The sequence below is a fragment of the Marinobacter sp. tcs-11 genome, assembly GCF_002049515.1.
In the GTDB taxonomy this organism is placed as follows: Bacteria; Pseudomonadota; Gammaproteobacteria; order Pseudomonadales; family Oleiphilaceae; genus Marinobacter; species Marinobacter nauticus.
On the sequence record NZ_LLYU01000009.1, the window covers coordinates 123003 to 149568 of the forward strand.

The 26566-nt window shown below is 57.2% G+C and carries 28 protein-coding genes; 23 read left to right on the top strand and 5 right to left on the bottom strand.

The window, feature by feature from the left end; all coding sequences use genetic code 11:
• The first annotated feature begins 45 nt into the window (after positions 1 to 45).
• Genes ribH through ARC85_RS11990 form a run of 4 tightly spaced genes read left to right on the top strand, consistent with a single transcriptional unit; the run spans position 46 to position 2470 of the window.
• Positions 46 to 522: a 6,7-dimethyl-8-ribityllumazine synthase gene (gene ribH / locus ARC85_RS11975; RefSeq protein WP_011784363.1), complete on the top strand. Its 477-nt coding sequence runs from the start codon at positions 46 to 48 to the stop codon at positions 520 to 522.
• Entirely contained in the window at positions 522 to 998 is a 477-nt protein-coding gene (gene nusB, locus ARC85_RS11980) for a transcription antitermination factor NusB (RefSeq protein ID WP_014420583.1), read from the top strand. The genes ribH and nusB overlap by 1 nt, the downstream gene beginning before the upstream one ends.
• Positions 999 to 1001: 3 nt before the next feature.
• A complete protein-coding gene (gene thiL, locus ARC85_RS11985) occupies positions 1002 to 1949 on the top strand; it encodes a thiamine-phosphate kinase (RefSeq protein ID WP_286714920.1) in 948 nt (315 codons plus the stop codon).
• Complete coding sequence (locus ARC85_RS11990) at positions 1946 to 2470, top strand: phosphatidylglycerophosphatase A family protein (RefSeq protein ID WP_286714921.1); 525 nt, start codon at positions 1946 to 1948, stop codon at positions 2468 to 2470. Before thiL ends, ARC85_RS11990 begins: the two co-directional genes overlap by 4 nt.
• Positions 2471 to 2502: 32 nt before the next feature.
• On the opposite strand, the gene ARC85_RS11995 is transcribed toward ARC85_RS11990, so the two are convergent.
• Entirely contained in the window at positions 2503 to 2706 is a 204-nt protein-coding gene (locus tag ARC85_RS11995; RefSeq protein WP_011784367.1) for a DUF6316 family protein, read from the bottom strand.
• Between the two features lie 269 nt (positions 2707 to 2975).
• Here ARC85_RS11995 and ARC85_RS12000 point away from each other — a divergent pair, with 269 nt between their 5' ends.
• Positions 2976 to 3623: a DUF2057 family protein gene (locus ARC85_RS12000; RefSeq protein ID WP_286714941.1), complete on the top strand. Its 648-nt coding sequence runs from the start codon at positions 2976 to 2978 to the stop codon at positions 3621 to 3623.
• A gap of 65 nt (positions 3624 to 3688) precedes the next feature.
• On the opposite strand, the gene ARC85_RS12005 is transcribed toward ARC85_RS12000, so the two are convergent.
• Together ARC85_RS12005 and ARC85_RS12010 are read right to left on the bottom strand one after the other, a co-directional pair.
• On the bottom strand, positions 3689 to 5215 hold the full coding sequence (locus ARC85_RS12005) for a WS/DGAT/MGAT family O-acyltransferase (RefSeq protein WP_286714922.1): 1527 nt from the start codon (positions 5213 to 5215) through the stop codon (positions 3689 to 3691).
• Between the two features lie 82 nt (positions 5216 to 5297).
• Positions 5298 to 6218 carry a LysR substrate-binding domain-containing protein gene (locus ARC85_RS12010; protein WP_286714923.1) on the bottom strand — a complete coding sequence of 307 codons (921 nt, stop codon included), beginning with the start codon at positions 6216 to 6218 and terminating at the stop codon, positions 5298 to 5300.
• Positions 6219 to 6370: 152 nt separating this feature from the next.
• Between ARC85_RS12010 and ARC85_RS12015 the strand changes: the two genes are divergently transcribed.
• On the top strand, positions 6371 to 7357 hold the full coding sequence (locus tag ARC85_RS12015; protein ID WP_286714924.1) for a glutathione S-transferase family protein: 987 nt from the start codon (positions 6371 to 6373) through the stop codon (positions 7355 to 7357).
• Between the two features lie 14 nt (positions 7358 to 7371).
• Here the strand turns inward: ARC85_RS12015 and ispB are convergent, their stop codons facing one another.
• Positions 7372 to 8340, bottom strand: coding sequence for an octaprenyl diphosphate synthase (ispB, locus tag ARC85_RS12020; RefSeq protein WP_286714925.1), 969 nt, complete (start codon positions 8338 to 8340; stop codon positions 7372 to 7374).
• A 241-nt stretch (positions 8341 to 8581) separates the two neighbouring features.
• Between ispB and rplU the strand changes: the two genes are divergently transcribed.
• The 4 genes from rplU (at position 8582) to proB (ending at position 11674) form a co-directional block, all read left to right on the top strand.
• Positions 8582 to 8893 carry a 50S ribosomal protein L21 gene (rplU, locus tag ARC85_RS12025; protein ID WP_011784373.1) on the top strand — a complete coding sequence of 104 codons (312 nt, stop codon included), beginning with the start codon at positions 8582 to 8584 and terminating at the stop codon, positions 8891 to 8893.
• Positions 8894 to 8928: 35 nt separating this feature from the next.
• Entirely contained in the window at positions 8929 to 9189 is a 261-nt protein-coding gene (rpmA, locus tag ARC85_RS12030; RefSeq protein ID WP_011784374.1) for a 50S ribosomal protein L27, read from the top strand.
• Positions 9190 to 9325: 136 nt separating this feature from the next.
• Positions 9326 to 10519 carry an Obg family GTPase CgtA gene (gene cgtA / locus ARC85_RS12035; RefSeq protein ID WP_153741453.1) on the top strand — a complete coding sequence of 398 codons (1194 nt, stop codon included), beginning with the start codon at positions 9326 to 9328 and terminating at the stop codon, positions 10517 to 10519.
• 30 nt (positions 10520 to 10549) lie between these two features.
• Entirely contained in the window at positions 10550 to 11674 is a 1125-nt protein-coding gene (gene proB, locus ARC85_RS12040; RefSeq protein ID WP_023011686.1) for a glutamate 5-kinase, read from the top strand.
• A gap of 66 nt (positions 11675 to 11740) precedes the next feature.
• On the opposite strand, the gene rpsT is transcribed toward proB, so the two are convergent.
• A complete protein-coding gene (rpsT, locus tag ARC85_RS12045; protein WP_011784377.1) occupies positions 11741 to 12010 on the bottom strand; it encodes a 30S ribosomal protein S20 in 270 nt (89 codons plus the stop codon).
• 266 nt (positions 12011 to 12276) lie between these two features.
• Here rpsT and murJ point away from each other — a divergent pair, with 266 nt between their 5' ends.
• The 13 genes from murJ (at position 12277) to ARC85_RS12110 (ending at position 26565) form a co-directional block, all read left to right on the top strand.
• Positions 12277 to 13863: a murein biosynthesis integral membrane protein MurJ gene (gene murJ / locus ARC85_RS12050; protein ID WP_286714926.1), complete on the top strand. Its 1587-nt coding sequence runs from the start codon at positions 12277 to 12279 to the stop codon at positions 13861 to 13863.
• 118 nt (positions 13864 to 13981) lie between these two features.
• Positions 13982 to 14950, top strand: coding sequence for a bifunctional riboflavin kinase/FAD synthetase (ribF, locus tag ARC85_RS12055; RefSeq protein WP_286714928.1), 969 nt, complete (start codon positions 13982 to 13984; stop codon positions 14948 to 14950).
• Between the two features lie 33 nt (positions 14951 to 14983).
• Positions 14984 to 17803 (top strand): isoleucine--tRNA ligase, encoded by a 2820-nt coding sequence (gene ileS / locus ARC85_RS12060; RefSeq protein WP_023009252.1) that lies wholly within the window; start codon positions 14984 to 14986, stop codon positions 17801 to 17803.
• Positions 17803 to 18324: a signal peptidase II gene (gene lspA / locus ARC85_RS12065; protein ID WP_286714929.1), complete on the top strand. Its 522-nt coding sequence runs from the start codon at positions 17803 to 17805 to the stop codon at positions 18322 to 18324. Before ileS ends, lspA begins: the two co-directional genes overlap by 1 nt.
• 5 nt (positions 18325 to 18329) lie before the next feature.
• Positions 18330 to 18782: an FKBP-type peptidyl-prolyl cis-trans isomerase gene (gene fkpB / locus ARC85_RS12070; RefSeq protein ID WP_014420596.1), complete on the top strand. Its 453-nt coding sequence runs from the start codon at positions 18330 to 18332 to the stop codon at positions 18780 to 18782.
• Positions 18783 to 18784: 2 nt separating this feature from the next.
• Entirely contained in the window at positions 18785 to 19735 is a 951-nt protein-coding gene (gene ispH, locus ARC85_RS12075; protein WP_286714930.1) for a 4-hydroxy-3-methylbut-2-enyl diphosphate reductase, read from the top strand.
• Between the two features lie 128 nt (positions 19736 to 19863).
• A complete protein-coding gene (locus tag ARC85_RS12080) occupies positions 19864 to 20328 on the top strand; it encodes a GspH/FimT family pseudopilin (RefSeq protein WP_286714931.1) in 465 nt (154 codons plus the stop codon).
• 10 nt (positions 20329 to 20338) lie between these two features.
• Entirely contained in the window at positions 20339 to 20743 is a 405-nt protein-coding gene (gene pilV, locus ARC85_RS12085) for a type IV pilus modification protein PilV (protein WP_278350806.1), read from the top strand.
• Positions 20743 to 21813 carry a PilW family protein gene (locus ARC85_RS12090; protein WP_278350807.1) on the top strand — a complete coding sequence of 357 codons (1071 nt, stop codon included), beginning with the start codon at positions 20743 to 20745 and terminating at the stop codon, positions 21811 to 21813. Before pilV ends, ARC85_RS12090 begins: the two co-directional genes overlap by 1 nt.
• Positions 21814 to 21827: 14 nt before the next feature.
• A complete protein-coding gene (locus ARC85_RS12095; protein WP_278350808.1) occupies positions 21828 to 22397 on the top strand; it encodes a pilus assembly PilX family protein in 570 nt (189 codons plus the stop codon).
• On the top strand, positions 22394 to 25786 hold the full coding sequence (locus ARC85_RS12100) for a pilus assembly protein (RefSeq protein ID WP_286714932.1): 3393 nt from the start codon (positions 22394 to 22396) through the stop codon (positions 25784 to 25786). Before ARC85_RS12095 ends, ARC85_RS12100 begins: the two co-directional genes overlap by 4 nt.
• Positions 25787 to 25825: 39 nt before the next feature.
• On the top strand, positions 25826 to 26152 hold the full coding sequence (locus ARC85_RS12105) for a hypothetical protein (RefSeq protein ID WP_278350810.1): 327 nt from the start codon (positions 25826 to 25828) through the stop codon (positions 26150 to 26152).
• On the top strand, positions 26149 to 26565 hold the full coding sequence (locus ARC85_RS12110) for a type IV pilin protein (RefSeq protein WP_278350811.1): 417 nt from the start codon (positions 26149 to 26151) through the stop codon (positions 26563 to 26565). Before ARC85_RS12105 ends, ARC85_RS12110 begins: the two co-directional genes overlap by 4 nt.
• Position 26566: the final 1 nt, after the last annotated feature.

Sequence of the window (26566 nt, forward strand, 5' to 3'; positions counted from 1 at the left end):
ACCCGGTTATCGCCAATAAGGCGATGACCCGTGAAGGAGCCCGAGATGGCAGATATCAAAGTAATTGAAGGTGATTTTACCCAGTGCAGCGGCCGCTATGCGCTGGTGGTTGGCCGGTTTAACGGCTTTGTGGTGGAAAGTCTGGTGGAAGGTGCAGTGGATACCTTGCGTCGTCACGGCATTTCCAATGATGACATTGCCATTATCCGTGTGCCGGGTGCCTATGAAATGCCACTGGCGGTCAAGCGTGTTGCCGAAACCTCGGACTACGACGCCATTATTGCCCTCGGCGCGGTAATTCGTGGTGGTACTCCCCACTTTGAATACGTGGCGGGCGAGGCCTCCAGCGGCCTGGGCGCTGTCAGCCTGGAAACCGATGTCCCGGTTACCTTCGGCGTATTGACCGTAGATTCCATTGAGCAGGCCATCGAACGCTCCGGCACGAAGGCCGGCAACAAGGGCGCGGAAGCCGCCATTACTGCCCTGGAAATGGTCAGTCTGTTCAAAAAGTTGGGTGAGTAATGAGCGAAGCGGGTGACACTTCTCCCCAGCCGGGGAAAACCGGCCAGCCCAAGGCAGGCGATCGCCGCCGGGCACGGGCGCTGGCCATGCAGGGTTTGTATCAGCGGCACTTCAGCAAAACGCCGATTTCTGATATCGAAGCCGAGTTCATGGTCGACAACGACATGAGCAAGGTCGATATCATGTATTTTCGGGACCTTCTGCGTGGCGTTTACCGCGAGCAGGCAGAGCTCGACAAACTGCTGGAGCCGTTTCTGGATCGTCCCCTCAAGGAGGTCGACCCGGTTGAACTGGCGATCGTTCGCCTGGGCGCCTATGAGCTGAAACACCGCATCGATGTGCCCTATAAAGTGGTCATCAACGAGGGTATTGAAATGGCCAAGCGCTTTGGTGGCACCGAAGGGCACAAGTTCGTGAACAGCATTCTGGACAAACTCAGCCGCCGGCTTCGCCTGGCCGAGACCCGCCCGCGTTGATTCATGGGTGAATTTGAGCTGATCCGGAAGTATTTCCAGCCGCTGGCCGATGGTGCCGGGCAGGATCAGCTCCTTCTCGGTCCCGGCGACGACTGTGCGATCCAGCGGGTATCGCCGGGGCTGGATCTGGTGTTTTCTGTGGACACCCTGGTAGAGGGCGTTCATTTTCCTTCCGATTATTCGCCAGATTATCTCGGATGGCGAGCTCTGGCGGTTGCGGTAAGTGATTTGGCCGCGATGGGCGCAAGCCCGGTCTGTTTTACTCTGGCTTTAACCTTGCCAGACGCCAATCAGGGCTGGCTGAAGCCGTTTTCAGAGGGGCTGGCCCGGGCCAGCAAAGCCTTTGGTATCGCCCTGGCGGGCGGAGACACTACCCGCGGGCCCCTGACAATCAGCATCCAGGTACATGGAACTGTTGAGAGTGGGCGGGCGCTGTATCGATCCGGCGCGAAGCCCGGCGACCTGATATGTGTCAGTGGCACGCTCGGGGCGGCCGGTGCCGCTCTTGATTACCTTGCTGCCCCCGCGCCCTCACCGGCCCAGCTCGCCTTGTTGTCACGTTATCATTTCCCGCAGCCTCGTCTGTCACTGGGTCAGCAGCTGGCGGGCTGTGCCTCCTCTGCCATAGATGTTTCTGACGGGCTCCTGGCGGATCTCGGCCATATCCTTGATGCCTCGGGGGCCGGAGCGCGAATCGACACGGGACGTATACCGATGATGGCGGAGTTGGTTGCATTAAAGGGTGAGAACGCCCGGGATCTGGCGTTGGGAGCAGGAGATGACTATGAGCTTTGCATCACCATCCCGCCAGAAACCTTCGGCACTCTTGACGACTCTGTGGCCCGTGAGCTGACGGTCATTGGAGAGATTACTTCGGAGCCTGGCCTGCAATTGAGCGGCCCGGCCCCGAGTGGCATTCAAGGATATGAACACTTTGGGAGATCTGCATGAGCGATGACCTGATGCATGAACCGGATGCCGCCCAGGCCATCTTGCCTCCGGGCTTTTTGAAAAAACCGGTTCATCTGCTGGCCTTTGGTTTTGGCAGTGGCGCAGCGCCCAGGGCGCCGGGAACCTGGGGCAGTCTCGCCGCTATTCCGGTTTGGTATGGCTTTTCCTGGTTGCCACCGGTGGCCTATTGGCTGGTGGTTCTGGCGGCGTTTCTGGTGGGTATCTGGTTGTGCGGCAAAACCGCGACAGACCTGAAAGTGCATGACCACGGCGGTATTGTCTGGGATGAGTTTGTGGGTATGTGGATTGCCCTGGGCCTGTTTCCGGATCAGCTTTACGGGGTGCTCATGGCGTTCATGCTGTTCCGGCTGTTTGACGTGTGGAAGCCCTGGCCCATTAACTGGCTGGATGAGCGCTTGCCCGGCGGGCTCGGGATTATGGTGGACGATGTCGTCGCCGGGGCCATGGCGCTGGGTTGCCTTTGGGCGATTGACGTCTGGGTGATGCCCTATATTATCTAGCGGGGCATCACCCATTCGGTCTGTCGGGTGGGTTAGTGCACCTGCTGCTCTTCTGGCAGCATGCGAACAACATGCAGAAAGCGTTTAAGGCCGACTTCTGCCCGCTCTCTTGAGGCAAAAGGCCCGCTATCGAAGCCCTCGCGGGTTGTAAAGTACCATTTGCTCCCTACGCAGAAAAAACGACTGCTGCGAAACGGGACGGGGCCTTGCTCTCCTGTCCTGCGCTGAGTGTCCATGGTTTCTCCTGAGCCCACTTGTTCTTTTCTTCTCGGGCTGTGCGTTGTGTAAGCCGACTTGTTTAAAATTAATCCAATTGCAGCCGAATTCAACAATTTTTTACATTCTTACGTTGGGCGTCACATTCCGGACCTTCCTGCAGTGAAAGTGAATTCCGTTGCGTGCCTTGCTCTGATCCGCCCGGATGGTCAGAATGCTTGGCAGAGTTGTCCTCAACATTGCAGGCCGTGCCAACGGCCATCCCTATGGATAAGGAGATGAAGTGAGTATGTGTCACGTTCCAAGGCTTTTCAAGTTGCTGGCTGTTCTGGTGAGTGTGGTCATGGCGGGTTGTGCGTCTACCGTGGCCAGGGTCGATACCTGGGAAGGCCAACTGCCCGCGGCAACGGAGCCGGCAGTGCTTCAGGCGCCCGGTGCGATACAGGTGGTCAGCGTGAATGGCCGGAGCATGACCAATTTCCTGATCGACGACCTGGCACTGGATTACGGTTTGCTGCCTGGTGAAAACGAAGTGGTGTTCAACTATAAAACCATCTGGGCCAAGGCCGGTGTGGTGCGCAATGGCGAATCCAAAGTTCATGTCATTGAGAGCGGTCCTCAGGTGGCACGGTTCACGGCGAGCCCGGACGCGGTCTACCGTTTCGAGTTTGACAAGCCGGGCAGCCGCCAGGAAGCCGAAGCCATGATGGAGAGCTTCTCGGCAAAGATTGTTGCCGGTAACGGTACCGTGGTGGCGGTATCTGAGGAATGGGACGGACAGTCCCGGTTGACAGCCAACCGCACTCCGGTACCGGTGTCTGACGCAGAAAGTGTCGGGCGCACCCAGGACGGCACCGCACTGGAACAGCTCAAAGCCATTTGGGCAGATGCTTCGGATGAAGAGAAGAAAGCCTTTCTGCGTTGGGCATTCGAATAATCCCGGGCCGGGCCTGCGGGCCCGGCTTTTTCATTATCTGATTAGTTCTGCAGCTCACACCCCGGTTACCGTCTGAATTTGCCCAGCCCACCTTTCAATAGCTTTTCCACATAGGCCAGGACATCGTCGGTCAGGTTGTGTTGTGATTCCGGAAACTGCTCATGGCCCTGATCGGGGCCCAGCTCCGCTGCTGCTTTCTCTATCGCTTCCAGGCTGTCGTGTACCAGTTCCGGTAGCTGGTCGCTGTCGGCGACCACGTCCGGGCAAAGGGTGAAGTTCAGGGTGAGCTGCCCCTGGTAGCTGACCGCAACAATCACCAACCCAAGGCTGTCGAACAGCGGGGCACTGTTGTACTGGCGCACCAGTCGGGCACCTTGCAGGTACAGCGGGACCTGCGGCCCCGGTACGTTGGTAATCGGCACGTTGAACAGTGGCTGGTAGCGCTGTGCGACCTGCAGCTCGGAATACAGGCGGGCGGACAGTGCCAGCAGCGTTGATGGAAGTAGCTCGGTCAGCCGGTCTGCGGCAATGGCTTCACGGTAGGGCTCAGATTCGACCGCGTTGCGGTGAATTCGCCGGATCCGCGCTGCCGGGTTGGCTTCTGCGGTGGCCAGGTCCAGCAACATGGCCGACATCTGATTGCCGGTGGCCTTGCGAAGACTGCTGGAACGAACTGAGATCGGTGTCATGGCGACCAGCGAGGATTTCGTTTCTATGTTCTGGTTGGCGAGGTATCGGGCCAGGGTTTCGGCGCACAGGCCGAGGACCACATCGTTCAGGGTGACGTCGGCCAAGGAGCCTTTGATGGCTTTGAGCCGGGACAATTCCACGCTGGTCGAGACAATCCGCCGGTTGGCGGTAATCTGCCGGTTAAAGGGGCTGTGGGGCGCGGTGAACAAGGGCAGTGGCAGTGGCAGCTTGTGTAATTGCTTCTGGATCAGCCCACGGGTGGTGGCTTCGGCGGCGTTATAGGCCAGAGAGGCCAGCTGCATCGGCGTTTTCAGCATGTTGGCACCGGCCTGCAGGAACACCCGCTCCTCAGAAGGTTCCTGCCTTGGCAGCCAGGGGCGGGGTGGTGTGATGGTTCTCGGGCTGGGTGTGTACTCCAGCAGCTTGCCCATGATTTCCTCGCCACTGAAGGCATCAATGGCCGCATGATGCAGCTTCACGATCAGTGCAAACCCTTCTTTCTCGCCCTCCGGATCGTCGATCCGGAAACCATCGACAAAGGTGATGTGCCAGAGCGGTCGGTCGCGTTTCAGCGGCTCCTCAAGAATTTTCGAAGCCAGTGACATCAGACTGGCCTGCTTGCCGTGTTCACCCAGGTTTACGTAGGCCAGGTGCCGCTCAATGCTGAAATCGGCATCGTCCACCCAATAGGGGCGGCCAAGCCGGAGAGGGATTTCTTTCAGCTTCTGGCGGAACAGCGGTACCACGTGGAGCCGGCTGCGCAGATAGGCGACGAAGGTGCTGAATGCCAGTGGGTTGGACAGCCCGCTGGCATCGAACAGATAAATGCCGCCGATGTGCATCGGGGTGGTGTCCGATTCCAGATACAGGAACGAGGCATCCAGTTCCGACAGCTGACGCATGGAACGCACTCCTTGTGTTTCTCGTTGTATTCGGCTGGTCAGTATACTTCAGGTTGTGAATTCGCCGGTTGGCCCCTTTGCCTCAGGAATCGGCAGGCTTGAGCCACTGGCTGAGGTTCTGGTCTTCGCTCAGCCTATTCCAGAACCACATCAGTGCCTTGCCTTTGTCTTCACTGTGGCGGGCCAGGTGAATGGCGATCGGGGAGCGTGGTTCGTGCACTTCTTTCGCCACCAGCCGGCCTGAAGCCAGTGCCTCCCGGATGCGTGGCAAGGGCAGCCAGCCAACGCCGAGGCCTGCTTCCTGTATGGCAATTTTCTGGTCGATGTTGGTGACGGTCAAGGTTCGTTGGCGCCGGAAGATACCGGCATGGCCGGGTGGCAGCGCGCGGGAGGTATCGGCGGCAACGGCGGCGGGAAATGGGGCGATGTCACTTTCTGTCAGGGGTTCTTCTGCCTGGGCCAGGGGGTGGCTGGCCGCCACGGCAAAGACGAACGGTATCTCGCCCAGTGGTTTGGTGGTAAAGCTTCCGGCGGGTTTGCTGAGCTGGTCTGCGCCGATCACCATGTCGACGCGCCGGCTTTGCAGGGCATCCCAGGCGCCTGCAAAGACCTCCTCCACCACCTGTACATCCACTGGAACGCCCAATTGGTAAAAAGCATCAATCGCCGGAAACAGGCATTGTGCCGGCAGCAGCGAGTTGAATCCTATTCTTAGCCTGGTTTCCCAGCCCTGGGCTACCTGGCGGGTGGTGTGAGCCAGGTTTTCGGCGGCTTCAAGCAGGGAACGGCCTTCCTCCAGCAGGTAACGACCGGCGGGCGTGAGTACGGCTTTGTGGCCGGTTCGGTCAAAGATACTGACATTGAGGTCTTCCTCAAGCTTCTGAACCGTGTAACTGATGGCCGAGGGAACCCGGAACAGTTCGCCGGCGGCACCGGCAAAACTGCCCTTGCGGTCGATAGCGTCCAGTACTTTGAGTGCGTCGATGGTAATGGCTGTATGCATGTTCGAATAATCTGAAAGTGTTTGCCAGAAATGCTTGCTATCAGCCTAGCAGCACAGTCGTTAGCCTGTCTCTATTAATTCAGAACCGGGTCGGCCCCATCACACTTCATCAGGGCAAATGTCATGGTGGCTGACCCCGCAGGAGGGTAGTTATGGGCTTGTTGGTTGATGGCCGGTGGCACGATCAGTGGTATGACACAGATAAAACGGGCGGCAAGTTTGAGCGTGAAGCGGCGCGGTTCCGGAACTGGGTAACCGCTGACGGCTCCGCCGGGCCGGCCGGAGAGGGTGGTTTTCCTGCGGCGAGTGGCCGATATCACCTGTATGTGTCCATGGCCTGCCCCTGGGCCCACCGCACGCTTATTTTCCGGAAGCTCAAAGGTCTGGAGAAGCATATTTCGGTGTCTGTCGTGCACCCGGATATGGTGGAAAACGGCTGGGAATTCCGGCCCGGTAGCAAAGATCATCAGGACGACTTGTATAATTCCGACTTCATGCACCAGATCTATACCCGTGCCGCCCCGCATTATTCTGGCCGGGTCACGGTGCCGGTGTTGTGGGACAAAGAGCGGGAAACCATTGTCAGCAATGAATCAGCCGACATTATCCGTATGTTCAATTCCGCCTTTGATGGCCTTGAAGGCGTGAAGAGCGAACAGGATTTCTACCCGGAAAGCCTGCGTGGTGACATCGAGGCGGTGAATGAGCGGGTTTACCACACGGTGAACAACGGTGTTTACAAAGCAGGGTTCGCGACTGCGCAGGACAAGTATGAGGAGGCCTATCAGGCCCTGTTCGACTCCCTGGACTGGCTGGAAGAAAGGCTGGCGGAGAAGCGCTATCTCACCGGTAACCGGCTAACCGAGGCCGATTGGCGGCTGTTCACCACGTTGATCCGATTTGATGCGGTGTATTACAGCCACTTCAAGTGCAACCGCCAGCAAATCCGCGACTATCCGAATCTGTCCGGCTATGTGCGGGAGCTATATCAGGTGCCGGGCGTGGCGGAAACCGTGGATCTGGGCCAGATCAAGCGTCACTACTATGTAAGTCAGCGCACCATAAACCCAACCCAGATTGTGCCGGTGGGGCCAGAGCTGGAATTCGAAGCACCCCACGGGCGTGAACATCTCGGCTGAATGGGCCTGGTCGACTAGCTGACCCGGGCTACCGCCACTTCGGTTAATAGTTCCAGCGCCTGCCGGTGCTCAGAGCCCGGCAGGCAGGTCAGCAGGTCTCTCGCGATCTGCGCCTGCTCTTTTGCCTTTGTCATGGTGTATTCGATGGCACCGGACGCCTTCACGATATCCAGTACTTTCGGCAGGTCATCCAGCCCTCCCTTCCGGATGGCCTGGCGGATCAACTGCCTTTCGGCTTCGCTACCATTGGCCATGGCGTAGATCAGCGGCAGGGTGGTTTTGCCTTCCGCCAGGTCGTCTCCCACGTTCTTGCCCATGGTTTCGGCATCGCCCTGATAATCGAGAACGTCATCAACCAGCTGGAATGCCAGTCCGAGGTGTTTGCCATAGTCTTTCAGGGCATTTTCCTGTTCCGCGCTGGCTCCGGCCAGCAGGGCGCCCGTGTGGGACGCGGCTTCAAACAGCATGGCGGTCTTGTTGTGGATAACGACCATATACTGGTCTTCGCTCAAGTCCGGGTTCTTCACATTCATCAGCTGCATGACCTCGCCCTCGGCAATAACGGCCGTGGCGTGCGACAGCACGTTCATGATCGGCAGGCTCTGCAGCTCGACCATCATTTCGAAGGCCCGGGCATAGAGGAAATCGCCGACCAGCACGCTGGGCGCGTTGCCCCATTTTGCGTTGGCTGTGCTGCGGCCGCGGCGCATATCGGAGGTGTCTACCACATCGTCGTGCAGCAGGGTGGCGGTATGCAGGAATTCAATCACGGCAGCCAGCTTCAGATGATCGTCTTTCTGGTAGCCGGCGGCCTGGCTGGCCAGGAGAACCAGCAAAGGTCGCAGGCGTTTGCCGCCGCTTTCGATAATGTACTGGGCGATTTTCTCAACCAGCGGGACATCGGAAACGAGCCGCTTGATGATAAGGTCGTTAACGCGGCTGAAATCATCCGCTACGGTGTCGTAGATGCGCTGGGCTGTCATCGGGCCGGTAAGTCCCTTGCTGGTGTTTTCGTTGAGTTTTCGGGCAGGTCGCGGCAATGCTAGGTATTGCTGCTTACAGTGTCAACTTGAGCCGGAATCCGGCTTGTATTGGTCGACGGGTTTTCGTACAATCACGCGCCCAACTCATCCCAACCTGCGCTCCCTGCAATAGGGTCGCCAGAGCGCTTCCCTTAGAACCAGGTGGATAAGAGCAGGGATGGGTCAATCGCGGAGACTATGAATGTACGCAGTTATTGTTAGCGGTGGTAAGCAGCACCGTGTAAAAGAAGGCGAAACTCTGAAGCTGGAAAAGCTGGAAGTTGAAACCGGCGGTTCCGTTGAGTTTGATCGTGTTCTTCTGGTTGCCAATGGCGACGACGTAAAAGTTGGCGCTCCGGTTGTTGAAGGTGCCAAGGTGACCGCAGAAGTGGTTAGCCACGGTCGTCACGACAAAGTGAACATCATCAAGTTCCGTCGTCGTAAGCATCACATGAAGCGTCAGGGCCACCGTCAGTGGTTTACTGAAGTCAAGATCACGGGTATCCAGGGCTAAGCCCTCGAATAACCCCTTAATGAAGGAGGCTGGTAATGGCTCATAAAAAGGCAGCAGGTAGTACCCGTAACGGTCGCGATTCCGAGTCGAAACGACTTGGTGTCAAGCGCTACGGTGGCGAGTCTGTATCTGCAGGCAGCATCATCGTTCGTCAGCGTGGCACCCGTTTCCACGCTGGCAGCAACGTAGGCATTGGCAAGGACCACACCCTGTTCGCGAAAGCGGAAGGTCAGGTGAAGTTCGAAACCAAAGGACCGCAGAACCGCAAGTTCGTAAGCATCGTTCCGGCTGCGTAAGCAGCGGCGATCCGGTTCTGTTGAACCTTGGGTTTGCCTGATATGCTGATTTAGTCAGTTCTCAGGTGAATCCGGAGCCCCGCAAAGCTTCCTTGAGGCTGCGGGGCTTTTTAGTTTATGCAAAGGCATTTGGCGTATGAAATTTGTAGACGAAGCCACCATCATTGTTGAAGCCGGTAAAGGCGGGCATGGTTGCCTGAGCTTCCGGCGGGAAAAGTACGTGCCAAAGGGTGGTCCCGACGGCGGTGACGGTGGGGATGGCGGTTCCGTCTATCTGGAGGCGGACAGCGCACTCAATACCCTGATTGATTACCGCTTTCAGCGTAAATACAAGGCCCAGAATGGTGAGCCGGGCGCTGGCCGTAACTGCACCGGTACCAAAGGCGAAGATCTGGTGCTGCCGGTGCCAGTTGGCACGACGGTGGTGGATATGGATACTCATGAAGTGCTGGGTGATCTCACCAAAGAAGGTCAGCGTCTGAAAGTGGCTCAGGGTGGTTTTCACGGCCTTGGCAATACCCGTTTCAAGTCGTCCGTTAATCGTGCTCCGCGCCAGACCTCCAAAGGGTCTGAGGGTGAGGCGCGTAATCTGCGTCTGGAACTGAAGGTTCTGGCCGATGTCGGTTTGCTGGGTTTGCCCAATGCCGGCAAGTCTACGTTCATCCGGTCGGTTTCCGCCGCGCGTCCGAAGGTAGCGGATTATCCCTTCACCACCCTGGTACCGAATCTTGGTGTGGTCAGTGTGCAGGCTCATCAAAGCTTTGTTATTGCCGATATTCCTGGTTTGATTGAGGGGGCAGCCGAGGGTGCGGGGCTTGGTATTCGTTTCCTGAAGCACCTGGTCCGGACGCGCTTGTTGCTGCACCTGGTGGATGTTGCTCCTTATGACGGCTCGTCTCCGGCCGACGCGGTCAGGGCGATTGCCCACGAACTCGAAAAGTTCAGTGAAACACTGGCCAGCCGTCCTCGTTGGCTGGTGCTGAACAAGGTCGATATGGTCGCCGAGGAAGATCGTGAGGTCCATTGTCAGGCCATTGTTGATGAGCTTGGCTGGGAGGGTCCTGTGTTCCGCATTTCCGCGTTGAGCGGTGAGGGCACCAAGCCTCTGGTACAGGCCGTGATGCGCTGGATTGAGGAGCAGGCCGAGCAGGAAGCCGATAACCCGGATTTTGCCGAGCAGGAAGCCGCGCGCAGGCGCCGTATGGACGAAGAGGCTCGTCAGAAGATTGAGGCGGATCGTCAGGCCCGCCGAGCGGCCCGTAACGCGGATGATGACGACGACTTTGACGACGATGATTACGACGTTGAAGTGGTTTACGCACCGGAATAACTCACTAACGGAAGAGATCGTACCGCTATCATGAGTGAACGCCTTCAGCTTCGACAGGCCCGCCGCCTGGTGGTCAAGATCGGTAGTGCCTTGCTGACCAATGATGGCAAAGGCCTGGATGTGGCCGCGTTGGGGTTGTGGGTAGATCAGATCGCAGAGCTGATTGCCGAAGGGGTGGAGGTGGTGGTGGTGTCCTCCGGCTCGGTCGCCGAAGGCATGAGTCGCCTTGGTTGGACCGTTCGCCCCCAGCACCTGCACGAGTTGCAGGCTGCGGCTGCTGTGGGGCAGATGGGGCTTGTGCAGACCTGGGAGGCCCAGTTCAAGCGCCATGATATCCATACGGCGCAGATTCTGCTGACCCACGACGACCTCTCCGACCGCAAGCGTTACCTGAACGGCCGCAGTACCCTGCGTACGTTGCTGGATTACGGTGTGGTGCCGATCGTGAACGAGAACGATACGGTGGTGACCGACGAGATCCGCTTTGGTGATAATGACACCCTGGGTGCGCTGGTGGCGAACCTGATTGAGGCGGATGGTCTGATCATTCTGACCGATCAGGTGGGGCTGTTTAATAAAGACCCCCGCAAGCACGGCGATGCTGTGCTGGTGACCGAGCGCAGGGCGGAAGATCGCGAGCTGGATGCCATGGCCGGCGGTGGTGCCGGAGCGCTCGGGCGCGGTGGTATGCAGACCAAGCTGAGGGCGGCCCGGTTAGCGGCCCGCTCAGGCGCGTTTACCGTGATTGTTGGTGGCCGGATTGAGCATGTGATTGCCCGATTACGCCAGGGTGATGTGATTGGCACCTTGCTGTTGCCGGAGCAGGGGCGGCTGGCGGCCAGAAAGCAGTGGATTGCCAGTCACTTGCAAACCCGGGGCAAGCTCACGCTGGATGATGGTGCGGTGAAGGTGTTGCGCCAAGGTGGACGGAGTCTGTTGCCGGTGGGTGTGAAGGCGGTGTCAGGGCAGTTCCGGAGGGGGGAGATGGTCTCCTGTGTTGATCTGGCTGGCAAAGAAATCGCGCGGGGGCTGGTTAACTATGACGCTGATGAAGCCAGGGCCATCTCGGGTCGGTCCAGTGATCGCATTAACGATGTTCTGGGCTATGTGTCCGATGAGGAGATGATCCATCGGGATAATCTGGTGGTGGTTTGATCTTCTTTGCTTGATTCAGACACAAAAAAACCGGCTGATTAGCCGGTTTTTTTATTTCGCACAGAATCAGGCGCTTTTCAGGGCCTTGATTTTGGCGTTCAGACGGCTCTTGTGGCGAGCAATCTTGTTCTTGGCGAAGATGCCTTTGTTGACCATGCTGTCCATGATCGGCTGAGCTTCTTTCAGAGCAGCCTGGGCTTCATCGTGGTTACCGGCCTTGATCTTGGCGTCGACCTTTTTCATGTAGGTGCGTGCCATGGAACGCAGGCTGGCGTTATGCTTGCGGTTTTTCTCGTTCTGACGAGCGCGCTTCTTGGCTTGCGGGGAATTTGCCACCGTAAAACTCCTGAAAATTCGTTGCTATAAAAAAGAAATTTTTACATCGCGGGCGCGCCAAAACCAGCGCGTCGAAATAAATGACGCGGAACTATGCCGCTGAATGCCCGAAATGTCAAGGCCACCGCACGGTTCGTGCCTCGCCTGCAAAGCCCTGTGATACACTCCGGCATCGCAGCGCTGGGGCTGGCCGGGGGGCGTTACTCCGCCTTGTGGATTACCGAGATGGCCCGTAGCTTCCACTCAGGATTCTGGACGCCGAAATCATGTCTTCCGAACAACGAAAGCCACCCTCAACAGGGAAGTCAGAGCCGCCCAGGGCGCCGGGATTGTTGAGATCGTCTGGCGTGGTCGGGATGATGACCATGCTGTCCCGGGTGTTGGGTCTGGTTCGGGATATGGTGATTGCCCGCTATTTTGGCGCGGGAGCGGGGGCTGACGCGTTTTTTGTGGCATTCAAGATTCCCAACTTCCTCCGGCGTCTATTTGCCGAAGGTGCGTTTTCTCAGGCTTTTGTGCCGGTGTTGTCATCCTATCGGGAAACGCAGGATATTTCGCAAGTGAAACGCCTGGTAGACGCCGTGGCCGGTTCTCTGGGTTTGGTGCTTCTGGCGGTAACTCTTGTTGCGATGCTCGGCTCGCCGGTGCTGACCGCGGTGTTTGCGCCAGGCTTTCTGGGTGACGACGTCAAGTTTGCGCTCACCAGCGAGATGCTGCGCATTACCTTTCCGTATCTGCTGTTGATCTCCCTGACCGCCTTTGCGGGTGGCATTCTCAACAGTTATGACCGGTTTGCGGTGCCGGCCTTCACGCCGGTCTTACTGAATCTGGCCATGATTTCGGCGGCCATTTTCCTCACACCGGTGATGGATGAGCCGGTGATGGCCCTGGCCTGGGGTGTTTTCATTGCCGGTGCCTTGCAGTTGTTTTTCCAGTTGCCGTTTCTGATGCGCCTCGGGCTTCTGCCCAGGCCCCGGATCGATTATCGGCACGAAGGGGTAAGCCGTATCCTGAAGCTGATGGCGCCGGCGCTGTTCGGGGTTTCGGTCAGCCAGATCAATCTGTTACTGGATACCGTGCTGGCCTCCTTCCTGCAAACCGGGAGCGTGTCTTGGCTGTACTATTCCGACCGTTTGTCGGAGTTGCCATTGGGGGTGTTCGGTATTGCGATCGCCACGGTGATTCTGCCCAGTCTGTCGCGCAAGCATGCGGCTGCATCTGCGGACCAGTTTGCGGCGACCCTGGACTGGGCTGTGCGTGCCGTTCTGCTGATCGGCGTGCCGGCCGCCCTGGCGTTGGCTTTGCTGGCCGAGCCCTTGATCGCAACTCTGTTCCACTACGGCGAAGTGACCGATCGCGATGTCGCGATGTCAGCACAAAGTCTGCGGGCCTATTCTGCTGGTTTGCTGGCGTTCATGTTGATCAAGGTGCTGGCACCGGGTTTTTTCGCCCGGGAAGATACCAGAACCCCGGTAAAGATTGGTGTGATCGCCATGGTCGCCAATATGGTGTTTAACCTGGCGCTGATCGTGCCGCTGGCCCATGCCGGGCTTGCGCTGGCGACATCGCTTTCTGCCTGGCTCAACGGTTATCTGCTCTGGCGCGGACTTCGCAAGGAAGGCGCCTGGAAAAGCCAGTCGGGCTGGCCGAAGTTCCTGATGCAGCTGGCGGTTGCGAACAGCGCGCTGGCAGCGGTGATCCTCTGGCTGAATGTGCCGGTTGGCCAATGGCTGGCCTTTACTGGCCTGCAGAGGGCTTCGGAAATGACGATTCTGGTTGTGGCTGGGGTTCTCGCCTATTTTGTTGCGCTGGCCCTTGCAGGTGTTCGCGTGCGGCAATTCCGCCAGAAGTAAGGCGTCGTCATTTCTACCACGCCCGCTCCTGGGGTATAATCGCGCGTTTTCTCACCAGTGCGTCGCGCGTTCGCGCCGGCGCGCCGAAAGCCATTGGCAGCATTAGGGTTCGCAGTACATGCGTCTGATTCGAGGCCTGACCAATCTCAAGCGTATCGCGGGAAGTGCGGATTCTCCGCTGGCCGATGGGTGCGTGGCCACTATCGGCAACTTTGACGGCGTTCATCGGGGCCACAAGACCATCATCGATCAGGTCAGAGGCAAGGCTCAGGCACTTAACCTGCCGTCTGTGGTGATGATTTTCGAGCCTCAGCCCCAGGAATTTTTCAAGGGGACGGAAGCGCCTCCCCGGTTGATGCCGTTTCGCCAGAAATTTGAAGCTCTGCTTGGCGAAGGCGTTGATGTGGTGCTGTGTATCCGCTTTGACGAAACCTTCCGCAGCTATTCCGGCATGGGCTTTATCGAGGATGTGCTGATCCATGGCCTTGGGGTTCGTCACCTGGTGGTGGGCGACGACTTCCGCTTCGGCTGCGACCGGGCCGGCGACTTCAGGCTGTTGCAAAGCGTGGGGCAGGAACGGGGCTTTACAGTTGAGAATACCCGCACCGTTGTCGTGGACGGAGAGCGGGTGAGTAGCACCCGGGTGCGCAACGCCCTGAATGTGAACGGACTTGAGGAAGCCGAGCGACTCTTGGGGCACCCTTACCGGATCCATGGGCGGGTGGTATATGGCCGGCAGCTGGGCCGGCAGATCGGCGCGCCCACCGCCAATATCCTGCTGCATCAGATGCCGGCGCTGAGAGGGGTTTACGTGGTGAGGGCCCGGCTCGATACCGGGGAATGGCGTGATGGCGTGGCGAACATCGGCCTGCGCCCCACGGTAGATGGCAAGCGACCATCGCTGGAAGTGCACCTGTTTGACTTTGCTGGCACACTTTATGGCCAGCACCTGGAAGTCGTGTTCCGCCATGGCCTGCGGGACGAAGTGAAATTCGACTCTGTTGACGAACTTCGGCAACAGATCGCCCGGGATTTTGAGCATGCCCGGGCCTGGTTGGCGGAGAACCCCGCCACCCCGGAAACCTGATTCAACTGACCAACCAAGAGTACGCACACAGACATGAGCGACTACAAGCATACCCTGAATCTGCCGGAAACCGCGTTCCCCATGCGCGGTAACCTGGCCAAGCGCGAGCCGGACATGCTCAAGCACTGGCAGGACCTGAACGTTTACGGCAATCTGCGCAAGCAGCGCCAAGGTCGTGAGAAGTTCATCCTGCACGATGGCCCTCCCTACGCTAACGGCAGCATTCACATCGGGCATGCGGTCAACAAGATCCTGAAAGACATGATCGTGAAATCCCGCAGTTTCATGGGCTACGACGCACCCTACGTGCCGGGCTGGGATTGCCACGGTCTGCCCATCGAGCACAAGGTTGAGCAGGAAATCGGCAAGGCCGGCGTGAAGGTGGACTACAAAACCTTCCGCCAGGCCTGCCGAGACTACGCCACCAAACAGATCGAAGGCCAGAAGGCCGACTTTATCCGCCTGGGCGTGATGGGTGAGTGGGACAAGCCCTATCTGACCATGGATCCGAAAGTGGAGGCGGGCATTGTCCGGGCGTTGGGCAAGATCGTCGCCAAGGGCCACCTGGTGCGGGGCTTCAAGCCGGTTTACTGGAGTGTGGTTGGTCAGTCCGCACTGGCAGAAGCCGAAGTTGAATACCAGGACAAAACGTCAACCCAGATTGACGTGCGCTTCACTGTCGTGGATCAGGACGCCGTACTGAAAACCTTCGGAACCAGCGAAGGTGAGGGCGATGTATCCCTGGTGATCTGGACCACGACTCCCTGGACGATTCCCGCCAACCAGGCGGTGTCCATCGGTGCCGATATTGAATACGCACTGGTACAGTTAGATGTCGGCCACGGCGCTGAGCGAATGATTCTGGCCACGGACATGGTGCAGGGCATCATGGCTCGCTGGGGTGTGGAAGACTACAAAGTGCTGGCCAACGTCTCCGGTTCCGCACTGGAAAACCAGTTGCTGCAACATCCGGTGTACGACAAGCAAGTGCCTGTGCTGCTGGGTGACCACGTTTCCCTGGACGCCGGTACCGGTGCAGTACACACAGCGCCTGACCATGGTATGGAAGACTTCGTGGTGGGTAAGGAATACGGCATTGGCACCCTCAACCTGGTGAAAGCCGACGGCACCTATACCGACGCGGCCGGCGAATTCGCTGGTGTGCACGTATACAAGGCCGATGAGCCGGTATGCGCCGCGCTGGAACGCGAAGGCAAGCTGGTACGCTCGGAAAAATTCCGCCACAGCTACCCGCACTGCTGGCGCACCAAGACCCCGCTGATCTACAGGGCTACCCCCCAGTGGTTCATCAGCATGGACAAGCTCAACCTGCGCGCCGATGCCCTGGAGGCCATCAAAGGCGTGCGCTGGGTGCCGGCCTGGGGCCAGAATCGCATCGAGGCCATGTTCGAGCAGAGCCCGGACTGGTGTATTTCCCGTCAGCGCACGTGGGGCGTGCCGATCACCCTGTTTATCCATAAGGAGACTCAGGAGCTGCACCCGAACACCCAGGAACTGATCGAGAAAGTCGCCCAGGCGGTGGAAACCGGCGGCATCGATGCCTGGTACGACATTGACCAGAACGAACTGCTGGGTGCTGACGCCGACCAGTACGAAAAAGTGCTGGATACCCTGGACGTCTGGTTTGACTCGGGTGTCACCCATGACTCTGTATTACGGGTACGTGAAGAATTGGGCCAGTTCCCGGCCGATATGTACCTGGAAGGCTCTGACCAGCATCGTGGCTGGTTCCAGTCATCCCTGAAAACCTCCATTGCCATGAATGGCGTGGCGCCGTACAAGCAAGTGCTCACTCACGGTTTCACTGTGGATGCCAAGGGCTACAAGATGTCCAAGTCCCTGGGTAACGTTATCGCCCCACAGGAAGTCATGAACGAGCTGGGTGCAGACATCCTGCGTTTGTGGGTTTCTGCCACCGACTACAGCGGTGAGATGAGCGTTTCCAAGGATATCTTGCGCCAGACTGCAGACGGCTATCGCCGTATCCGCAACACTGCACGCTTCCTGTTGAGCAACCTGACCGGGTTTGATCCGGACCAGCATATGGTCGCGCCGGAAGACATGATCGCCCTGGACCGCTGGATGGTCGACCGCGCCCTGCAGCTCCAGAACGAACTGCATGAAGACTACGGCAACTATGCCTTCCTTCGGATCTACCAGAAGGTGTACAACTTCTGTGAAGCCACCCTGGGTGGCTTCTACCTGGACATCATCAAGGACCGCCAGTACACCACCCAGGCCGACAGCCTGGCGCGACGTTCCTGCCAGACCGCGCTCTATCATGTAGCCGAAGCCCTGGTGCGCTGGATTGCGCCAATCCTGAGCTTCACCGCTGATGAAATCTGGCAGCACCTGCCGGGTAGGCGCGGCGACACCGTGTTCTACGAAACCTGGTACGAGGGCTTGACTGCGCTGCCTGAGGGCTTCGAGTTAGGCCGTGACTACTGGCGTGAAATCTACGCTGTGAAAGAGGCGGTCAACAAGTGCCTGGAAGAAGTCCGTGCCCGAGGTGAAATCAAAGGCTCATTGAGCGCGGAAGTGACTCTTTACTGCGAAGGTAGCCTGGCCGAGCGACTGAACTATCTTGGTGAAGAGCTGCGCTTTGTGCTGATTACCTCTGAAGCCACCGTTAAGCCGGTGAGCGAAGCGGCCGGCGTAGAGCAAACCAACCTGGAAGGTCTGCTGGTGAAAGTGACCCCGGCGACTCACGCCAAGTGCGAACGCTGCTGGCACCACCGTGAAGACGTGGGGCAGAACGAGCAGTACAGCGATCTGTGTGGCCGTTGCGTGACCAATGTGGAAGGCCCGGGTGAAACCCGTGCATACGCCTGATGGATGCGGTCATGACTGAAAGCACTGGCAGTAAACTGAAATGGCTGTGGCTGGCGGTGCTGATCATCGCCATTGACCTGGGCACCAAAGCCATAGCCACGGCTATGCTGACCTACGGTGACCCGGTACCGGTACTGCCCAGTTTCAACCTGACGCTACTGCACAACACTGGCGCGGCATTCAGCTTCCTGGCCGATGCCGCCGGCTGGCAGCGCTGGTTCTTTGTCGCCCTGGCCGTCGTGGTCAGTGTGGTGCTGGTGGGCTGGCTGAGAAAACTCAAAGCCGATGAAACCTGGACCGCGATTGCCATCGTATTGATCCTTGGTGGCGCCATCGGCAACGTATACGATCGGGTGGTGCATGGTTACGTGGTGGACTTCCTGCATTTCTACTGGCAGGACTGGCATTTCCCGGCCTTTAACCTGGCTGACACCGCTATCACCATTGGTGCTGCCATGATGATCATCGATGCATTCCGCAAACCCGCTGGTGCCAGCGGCGATGCTGACAGGAGCAACTGAACCCCATGAAAGAACTGCCCATCGATAAGGGAACCCGAGTAAAACTGCACTTCGCCCTGAAGTTTGAAGACGGCGAAACTGTGGATTCCACCTTCGACAAAGAGCCGGCTACCCTGGAAATCGGTGATGAAAACCTGCCGGAAAATTTCGAAGCCTACCTGATGGGCCTGAAAGCCGGCGACCACAAAACCTTTGAAGTGCCGCCGGAAAAAGCCTTCGGCCAGCACAACCCCAGCAATATCCAGACCTTCAAGCGCCACGAATTCAGTGCTGACATGGTTCTGGAGCCGGGTGTGGTGATTTCCTTCGCCGACGCGCGCCAGCAGGAACTGCCCGGTGTGATCAAGCGGGTAGAAGGTGACCAGGTGGATGTGGACTTTAATCACCCGCTGGCAGGGCATACACTGAGCTTTGAAGTTCAGATTATCGACGTTGAACCAGCAGGGCCGACACACTGATTATGCACATTCGACTCGCTAACCCCCGTGGCTTCTGTGCCGGCGTAGACCGTGCCATAGAAATTGTAAACCGCGCGCTGGACGTGTTCGGAGCGCCCATCTACGTGCGCCACGAAGTGGTCCACAACAAATTCGTGGTAGACAACCTGCGCAACCGGGGCGCGATCTTTGTCGACGAGTTGGACGAAGTGCCCGACGACAAACTGGTGATCTTCAGTGCCCACGGCGTGTCCCAGGCGGTACAGAACGAAGCCGCCCGGCGCGGCCTGAAAGTGTTCGACGCTACCTGCCCGCTGGTCACCAAAGTGCATATGGAAGTGATGCGTTACAGCCGTGATGGCCGCGAGTGCATCCTGATTGGCCACCATGGACACCCGGAAGTGGAAGGTACCATGGGCCAGTACGATCACAGCAACGGCGGCGACATCTATCTGGTGGAAGACGAAGCCGACGTGCAAAAGCTGGAAGTGAAAGACCCCAGCCGTTTATCCTTCGTTACCCAAACCACGCTGTCCATGGACGATACCGCACGGGTAATCGACGCCCTGCGCGCCAAATTCCCGAAAATCGAAGGCCCTCGCAAAGATGATATTTGCTATGCCACCCAGAACCGGCAGGACGCCGTCAAACAACTGGCCGGAGACTGCGATCTGATGCTGGTGGTGGGCTCCCCCAACAGCTCCAACTCCAATCGCCTTCGGGAACTGGCTGAGCGCATGGGTACGCCGGCTTACCTGATTGACGAAGCTGACCAGATCGACCCGCAATGGCTTGAAGGAAAGAAAGCGGTGGGTGTAACTGCTGGTGCCTCAGCACCGGAGGTGCTGGTGGCGGATGTGATCAATCGGCTCAAGGAGCTGGGTGGTGAAGAGCCGGAGGAAGTGTCCGGGCGTGAGGAGAATATTGTGTTTTCCATGCCGAAGGAATTGCGGATTGATGCTGTAAATGTGTGAGCTGTGTCTTACTTTGGCGAGCTGATTCCCGCTTGTCAGTCAGAAGCCGCCACTTGTCGATGACATCTGGCGGTTTTTTTGTGCGCCTTTATTCTATAGAGATGAAAAATTGTTCAGGGAGCTGGCTTATGCGCAGTATTAGAGCGCAGCGAGGATTTACATTGATTGAGTTGTTGGTACTTGTGGCCATTCTGGGAGTCGTTGCCACCATCGCGGTGCCAAGCTTCTCACGTATTATTGAAAGCAATCAGCTGACCACCACCGGTAATGATTTGGTTGGAGCTTTAAACCTGGCGAGATCAGAGGCCGTGCGTATGGGAGCTCCGGTGTCCCTGGTGCCCGCCGGGTCTTTCACCGCTGGTTACCGTGTGGTCGATAATGGTGGCTCCGTTATCAGCGAGTTTCAGGGAGCTCCCGGTTCCTACAGCATTACCCGAACTCAAGGCGGCAACCCGAGATTTGCGGCAACGGGGCTGCTCCTTGGCGCCCCGCCGCCAATATTCGATATCTGTCGGGCGTCTGGCGAAGATGGGGTAAGAATTACAATGACCGGTGGCGGTCAGATCCGTTCTCAACGAATAACCTGTCCATGAGGCTGACCTGATGGCTAAAAATCATTGTAATCGAAAAGTTCAGCGCGGCTTCACGATGATCGAAGTGTTGATAGCGGTATTGATACTTGCGATCGGATTGTTGGGAGTGGCGGGTGTGCAGCTGGTGTCAATGCAGCAGACCGCCAATTCTACTCTCCGCTCAGAAGCGACCATGTATGCCCAGTCTCTGGCTGACAGGGTTCGCTCAAACGGTGGCCTTAACCTCACCGCTACCGAGATTGCTGACCTGAAAAAGCAAGTGAAGGCTGGTTTGGGGCCTGGAGCAGATGTGGCGATCAGTCTCAAGTCTGGCGGTGACATTGCCGAGGTCCAGATTACCTGGGTTGAGCGAGACCCGTTTGCTGCGTCAGGTGGAACATCGTCTCAGACACTTACTCTGGATGCGAGGCTGTGATGAGCGGTCATAATTTAGCCCCCAACGCTTTCTCAAAGAAGCAGTCCGGTCTGTCACTGATCGAGCTGATGATTGCCTTGCTGCTTGGTTCCATTCTGACCGTTGCGCTGGTTCAGATTTTTACCTCCAACAGCCAGTCGTTCCGCAGCAATCAGTCGATGGCTCGCTCGGCTGAGTCCGGGCGTATCGCCGTCGATATCCTGGCCCGCGCTATCCGTAATGCCGGGTTTTTTGGTTGTTATCCGATTACCAGCCTGACCAACAATCTGGATAGTACGGATGGAAACTACAATGCTCTTCTGCATGGATATTCCACCTTTGGAGTGTCAGCCGACAACGCCGAGCGGCCGGCAGGAGCGGTTGCAGGAACGGGTTTTTTTAATGTAACTGGTGTCCGGCGTCCGGGAGATATTGTCCGTTTGGATGCCGATATGACGAATGGCTCCAGTATTCAGCTCAACACCGATGGCAGCCTTAGCGAAGGCGATGTGGTGTTCATCAGTAATTGTGAGGTGGGGGATTTGTTTGAGATCTCTTCGCTGAATGTATCCGGCTCGAACGTCACCATCACGGCGGATGGCACTACAGGTTCCAACGGTCGCCCTGGTAATGACCTCTCGGGTAATGCGCCGGCCGGGTGCGGTTCTCAGTGCCTCAGTGCCACCTACAGGCGCGGTACGGAACTCTTTCAGGCCTACAGCGAAGGCTATTTCATCGGGAATGCGACAGGTGGTGGCCGCTCGCTGTTCAAGCGAGAGCGAGACGGATCCACGGAAGAGCTGGTCATCGGGGTAGAAGATATGGAAATTCGGTTCGGAGAAGGCACGGCTGCCAATGGTGTTCAGAACTGGCTTGCCGCCGGGGCGGTCTCAGACTGGAACTCGGTGATTGCGGTTGAGGTGAGTCTGCTGGTGGCCTCGGAGGACAACAACGTCCGTGACAGCGCTCAGACCTATTGCTTCCCCGGGTGGGAAGACTGCGTCGCCGACACCAGCAAACGGACAACCGCAGCGGATCGAAGACTGTACCGGGTATACAACTTTACATCTGCCCTGAGAAATCCATTTTGAATCGGGTGATTATTATGCATAGAGCAGGACAACAGCGAGGTGTTGCGCTACTGATGTCGCTGGTCATTCTATTGGTGCTTAGCCTGCTTGCTCTCTCCGGAATGCAGGGCAGTATCATGCAGGAGCGAATGACGACGGCACAGCGAGACGGAATGCTGGCGCTTGAGGTTGCCGAAACGGCAATGCGAGAGGCGGAGGCGACCCTGGATAATATGTCGGACCTGTCAGATTTTGGCAGCACGACAGGCTTTTATGATGGTACGGATACCAGTGTGACGGTGCCGTCCCCTTTCTCTGCGGCGACCTGGAATAAGGACGCGTCGGGCGACCCGATAAGTGCGGTGGCGGGCTCTGCGGTAAATGGTGTGACGCCGCTATTCCTTTTTGAATACAAAGGCAAAGTCGTGGTGGATTCCGAGGGACAGTTGCCACGGGATTTCAGCCAGTATGGCTCTGAAGGGCCGGCGGAGTTTGATTACGCACGTATCCTGGTCAGAGCGTCAGGGCCTTCGGGTTCCGGGGTGCGCTTGCTTGAAGGCTTTTACGTATTCCAGCCAAACGGGCTGGCAGGAGGTAATCCGTGAACAAGTTCAATCTTAAAGTGGCATTATCGGCCGCTCTAATAGTGCTGCCAGCGTCTGGCTACTCTGCTCGACCGGATTTTGCTCAGCAGCCGTTGTTTCTGGGAAGTGCCGTAGCGCCCAATCTGATGTTTATTATTGATGACTCAGGTTCCATGGCTCGCGAGTACATGCCAGATGAGATCGGCGGGTATAACGACATCGAGTCGAAGTCCTGGAACAGCTACTACCAGGAAGGGGCCGATGCTGAGTATCGCTTCTACTATTCTTCCCACATCAACAAAATGTGGTATGACCCATCGGTAACCTATTTTCCCCCTTACAAAGAGGATGGAACGGGGCGCTATCCGAATTCTTCGTATACAAATGCGCCCATCAACGGTTACGACGGAAACAGTGCCTCCAGAGATCTGCGGGATACGTTCTCGATTGATGGCTACAACGTTGAAGGCGGGGGGTTTTACTTCACGTTCAACAGTTCCAGCAGTTGTGATGCCAATCCCTATCAGAACGGCTGCTACACGTATGTTTCGGTCAACAACCTGAGCGCGGCGGAAAAGACCAATTTTGCTAATTGGTACTCTTACTATAACACCCGAATTGAATCTTCTCGTGCTGGCATTAGCGAGGCATTTTTTGAGTTGCCGACCAGTTTCCGGTTGGGCTGGGGGCGACTTAACTACGACAATGAGAGCAAGAACACCATTGATGATGCCTCCGGCGTTCGGGCGGTTCAGGAAGGCGTTCGAGAGTACACCAACTCCAGGCGTGAAGACTTCTATGATTGGCTCTACGCGGTTCCCGCCAACGGAAACACCCCACTGAGGCGTGCTCTGGATGGCGCGGGTACCTACTTCGAGAAAAGTAAACGAGCCTGGGCGGATAACCCTGGCGAGTCGGTAAGTTCGACCAATCCGGTGCGGGAATGCCGGTTGGCGTACACCATTCTGATGTCGGATGGCTATTACAATGGTAGCTTGAATCTCAACGCGACCAAGAAAGCCGACGACAAGGATGGCGATACCCTTACCAACAACAGGGGTGACTCTTTCAAATATACGCCGGTGAATCCATTCAAGGATAACAGGGATGACACCACCCTCGCCGACGTGGCTATGGATTACTGGAAACGTGACCTGCGAACCGATATTGTGAACTACGTTCCGACCTCGGAGAAAAATCCTGCGTTCTGGCAACACATGGTGACTTATACCGTGGGGCTTGGCGTGACGGGGTCCATCGACCCGGTTGATGCGTTTAAAGCGATTGAGAACGGCACTTACGTGAACTGGTGGGGTGGAACCAGTAATGAGGACAAGGTAAACGATATGCTTCATGCGGCGGTTAATGCCCGCGGAGGTTTCTTTAGTGCCTCAGATCCTGCAACCTTCGCGAAAGAGTTGAAGGGGACGGTTGGCGAGATCGTCAATGAAGCTGGCTCGTCCACCGCGGTGGAATTCGATGTGTCATCTTTTCAGCAGGGCGCCCTGATTTTCTCAACCCAGTTCGACCCGAATGGTTGGACGGGTGACCTTAAAGCGGCCAAGCTCGGCGGAACCAACTCACCCATCGTACCGGATATCAATGAAGCGGTTAAGCAAGGTAACGGCTGGTCTGCCCGGGATATTCTGGACAACAGGGACCTCAGTGCCGACGACCGTGTGATCATTACCTACGGCAGTGTTGCGGGCGGTTTTCGCTGGGGCAACCTGACTAACGCTCAGAAAAATGATCTGCGGTTCGGCGGTGTTACCGACACCATAGCCCAGCAGCGCCTTGCGTTTATTCGGGGCGATCGTTCACTCGAGGGCACTCCAGGATGGCGCAAGCGGGGTAGCCGGCTGGGGTCAATTGTGAATTCATCCCCCGAGTTTGTCGGTGAGCCCCGGGCGATCTGGCCGGATGCGTTGCCATTTGGAAGTAGTGGCAAGTGGTTCTCTGATTTTGCCAGCAGCAAAAAGTCTCGTACGCCGGTTGTTTATACTGGATCCAACGATGGTATGTTGCATGGCTTTAACGCAAGTGCCAACGGCGGTAATGAGGTGCTGGCATACATACCTGAGTTCGTATACAACGCTTCCGCCAGCAATGCAGGTTTGCATTTCCTGTCGGATCCGGACTATCAGCATCGTTATTACGTGGATCTGGAGATACGACAGCAGGATATCTTTACCAAGGGTAAACAAGCCGATGGTTCTCTGACGGCGGACGAAGACTGGCGGACGATTATTGTTGGCGGTGGTCGTGCCGGGGCAAAAGGAGTCTTTGCGCTGGACGTCACTGATCCCTCGGGATTTTCGGAGGCCAATGCCGAAAAAGTTGTTCTTTGGGAGTTTTCGGGGCAGGACGACGCCCGAATGGGATATGTCACCCAAGCCCCAATCATTGGAATGACCAAGTGGGGAACGGATCTGCGCTGGACTGCGTTCATCTCCAATGGTTACAACTCCAATACCGAAAGCACGGGTTTCTTCATGCTTGATATCGAAGGCGGTATGGACGGTACCTGGGACAGTGCGGATGTGCGTTATGTCGAGTTTGAGGGGGCTGGTGGCGACGGTTTGTCACCGCTGGCGGCATTCGATACCACGGGCGATTATCTGATTGACCGTGTTTATGCCGGTGATCTCGATGGCAATATGTGGGTTGCCAGCGTAGATTCCAGTGGTAACTGGGCATCGGCCTACAGCAACGGCGGGAACCCCCAGGCGCTGTTCACCACTCAAGCCAAGCAGCCCATCACTGCGGCTCCCGTTGCCTCAGCTAATCGCAAGGTTTCCCGTGCAGGCAATGTTCCCAACCTGATGATCTATTTTGCGACCGGCCAGTATCTGGAGACTGCGGACGTTACGTCGGTTGATACCCAGTCTGTCTATGGTGTTTGGGACCGTGGTACATCTGGTCTGACGGTGAGTAGCCTGGAGTCCCGGACGATTACTGAGGGTACGGTGACAGACAGCAACGGCGTTTCGGCGACTGTCCGCTATTCCAATGGGAAAGAGCTGGATTTCTCGACCACGAAAGGCTGGTTTGTTGACCTGCCCATTACCGGTGAAAGAGCGGTTGTCAGCCCGCAGGTTCGTGGTGATTTCGTTTATCTTAACTCGATGATACCGGATGAGAACCCCTGTCTGGGTGGCGGTACTGGTTGGGCGATGGCCTTTGGCCTCGATGGGCGAAACCCGGAAAAGGCGGCCTTCCTGCGCTGGCCGGAGAAAATCATTGGTTACAAGTTGGAGGGTTTGCCGAACCAGTCGACCATTCTGGGCACCTTCCGGTTCACGCCGGGAAGTAATGCCAAGGACCCTGTGGACGTTATGGAGATCCCGCCGCTAAGCGGTGCCGTGACTGATGCCGGGCGCAGAGGCTGGAACGAGTTAATCGACAATTAATCGTTATGGCCCGGACGCACTGGGTGGGGAGTTAGCAACATGAGTAGTCGTAGAAGCATAGCCATTGTCCTCGTTCTGGCGATGTCAAGCACCGGAGTGGTTGCCCAGGGAGTTCCGGGCAGTTTGGAAACGCCAGAGGGCGCTCCACGCCAGCATGTGGTGGATTCCATTCATGCTGAAGCGCGCCGGATCGTGATTGATGACACAGAGTACTTTCTGGAGGGGAGTGTGCTGATCAATGGTCAGGAAGTCGCGCCCGCTGCCGTGGTAAATATTCTGCGGGAAGGTCAGCGTGTCACGAACCTGGAATCAGACCGTGATAACGAAGACGGCTACCTTATTTTGCGGGAGGTTAACCTGTTTTGATCAATATCAGAATGACGCACCATCGTGGTTTCTCGCTAATTGAGTTAATGATTGTGGTCGCCATCGTCGGCATCATTGCGGCAATAGCGTACCCTTCTTATTCGAATCACGTAAGAGAAACCCGTAGAACCACGGCTCAGGCGGATCTGGTGGAGTTGGCGCAATGGATGGAGCGTCAGTATTCGGGAGATTTCTCATATCTGGAGGGGGGGAATCAGCCCACCCTGCCGTTTAACCAATCCCCCAGAACGGGTACTGCGTTCTACAACCTGAGCTTCAATGGGACTGTTGCCGCTAACACCTATACACTGCAGGCCGTGCCGACCGGAGATCAGACTAATGATACCTGTGGCACGCTCCGCATAACCCAGACCGGTGCGAGATCTTCAACATCAGGGACTGATTGCTGGTAAA

What these genes read in the sequence shown, in the direction of transcription:
- ribH (WP_011784363.1), top strand. Translation starts at nt 46, where the DNA reads ATGGCAGATATCAAAGTAATTGAAGGTGATTTTACCCAGTGCAGCGGC.
- nusB (WP_014420583.1), top strand. Translation starts at nt 522, where the DNA reads ATGAGCGAAGCGGGTGACACTTCTCCCCAGCCGGGGAAAACCGGCCAG.
- thiL (WP_286714920.1), top strand. Translation starts at nt 1,002, where the DNA reads ATGGGTGAATTTGAGCTGATCCGGAAGTATTTCCAGCCGCTGGCCGAT.
- ARC85_RS11990 (WP_286714921.1), top strand. Translation starts at nt 1,946, where the DNA reads ATGAGCGATGACCTGATGCATGAACCGGATGCCGCCCAGGCCATCTTG.
- ARC85_RS11995 (WP_011784367.1), bottom strand. Translation starts at nt 2,706, where the DNA reads ATGGACACTCAGCGCAGGACAGGAGAGCAAGGCCCCGTCCCGTTTCGC.
- ARC85_RS12000 (WP_286714941.1), top strand. Translation starts at nt 2,976, where the DNA reads ATGTGTCACGTTCCAAGGCTTTTCAAGTTGCTGGCTGTTCTGGTGAGT.
- ARC85_RS12005 (WP_286714922.1), bottom strand. Translation starts at nt 5,215, where the DNA reads ATGCGTCAGCTGTCGGAACTGGATGCCTCGTTCCTGTATCTGGAATCG.
- ARC85_RS12010 (WP_286714923.1), bottom strand. Translation starts at nt 6,218, where the DNA reads ATGCATACAGCCATTACCATCGACGCACTCAAAGTACTGGACGCTATC.
- ARC85_RS12015 (WP_286714924.1), top strand. Translation starts at nt 6,371, where the DNA reads ATGGGCTTGTTGGTTGATGGCCGGTGGCACGATCAGTGGTATGACACA.
- ispB (WP_286714925.1), bottom strand. Translation starts at nt 8,340, where the DNA reads ATGACAGCCCAGCGCATCTACGACACCGTAGCGGATGATTTCAGCCGC.
- rplU (WP_011784373.1), top strand. Translation starts at nt 8,582, where the DNA reads ATGTACGCAGTTATTGTTAGCGGTGGTAAGCAGCACCGTGTAAAAGAA.
- rpmA (WP_011784374.1), top strand. Translation starts at nt 8,929, where the DNA reads ATGGCTCATAAAAAGGCAGCAGGTAGTACCCGTAACGGTCGCGATTCC.
- cgtA (WP_153741453.1), top strand. Translation starts at nt 9,326, where the DNA reads ATGAAATTTGTAGACGAAGCCACCATCATTGTTGAAGCCGGTAAAGGC.
- proB (WP_023011686.1), top strand. Translation starts at nt 10,550, where the DNA reads ATGAGTGAACGCCTTCAGCTTCGACAGGCCCGCCGCCTGGTGGTCAAG.
- murJ (WP_286714926.1), top strand. Translation starts at nt 12,277, where the DNA reads ATGTCTTCCGAACAACGAAAGCCACCCTCAACAGGGAAGTCAGAGCCG.
- ribF (WP_286714928.1), top strand. Translation starts at nt 13,982, where the DNA reads ATGCGTCTGATTCGAGGCCTGACCAATCTCAAGCGTATCGCGGGAAGT.
- ileS (WP_023009252.1), top strand. Translation starts at nt 14,984, where the DNA reads ATGAGCGACTACAAGCATACCCTGAATCTGCCGGAAACCGCGTTCCCC.
- lspA (WP_286714929.1), top strand. Translation starts at nt 17,803, where the DNA reads ATGGATGCGGTCATGACTGAAAGCACTGGCAGTAAACTGAAATGGCTG.
- fkpB (WP_014420596.1), top strand. Translation starts at nt 18,330, where the DNA reads ATGAAAGAACTGCCCATCGATAAGGGAACCCGAGTAAAACTGCACTTC.
- ispH (WP_286714930.1), top strand. Translation starts at nt 18,785, where the DNA reads ATGCACATTCGACTCGCTAACCCCCGTGGCTTCTGTGCCGGCGTAGAC.
- ARC85_RS12080 (WP_286714931.1), top strand. Translation starts at nt 19,864, where the DNA reads ATGCGCAGTATTAGAGCGCAGCGAGGATTTACATTGATTGAGTTGTTG.
- pilV (WP_278350806.1), top strand. Translation starts at nt 20,339, where the DNA reads ATGGCTAAAAATCATTGTAATCGAAAAGTTCAGCGCGGCTTCACGATG.
- ARC85_RS12090 (WP_278350807.1), top strand. Translation starts at nt 20,743, where the DNA reads ATGAGCGGTCATAATTTAGCCCCCAACGCTTTCTCAAAGAAGCAGTCC.
- ARC85_RS12095 (WP_278350808.1), top strand. Translation starts at nt 21,828, where the DNA reads ATGCATAGAGCAGGACAACAGCGAGGTGTTGCGCTACTGATGTCGCTG.
- ARC85_RS12105 (WP_278350810.1), top strand. Translation starts at nt 25,826, where the DNA reads ATGAGTAGTCGTAGAAGCATAGCCATTGTCCTCGTTCTGGCGATGTCA.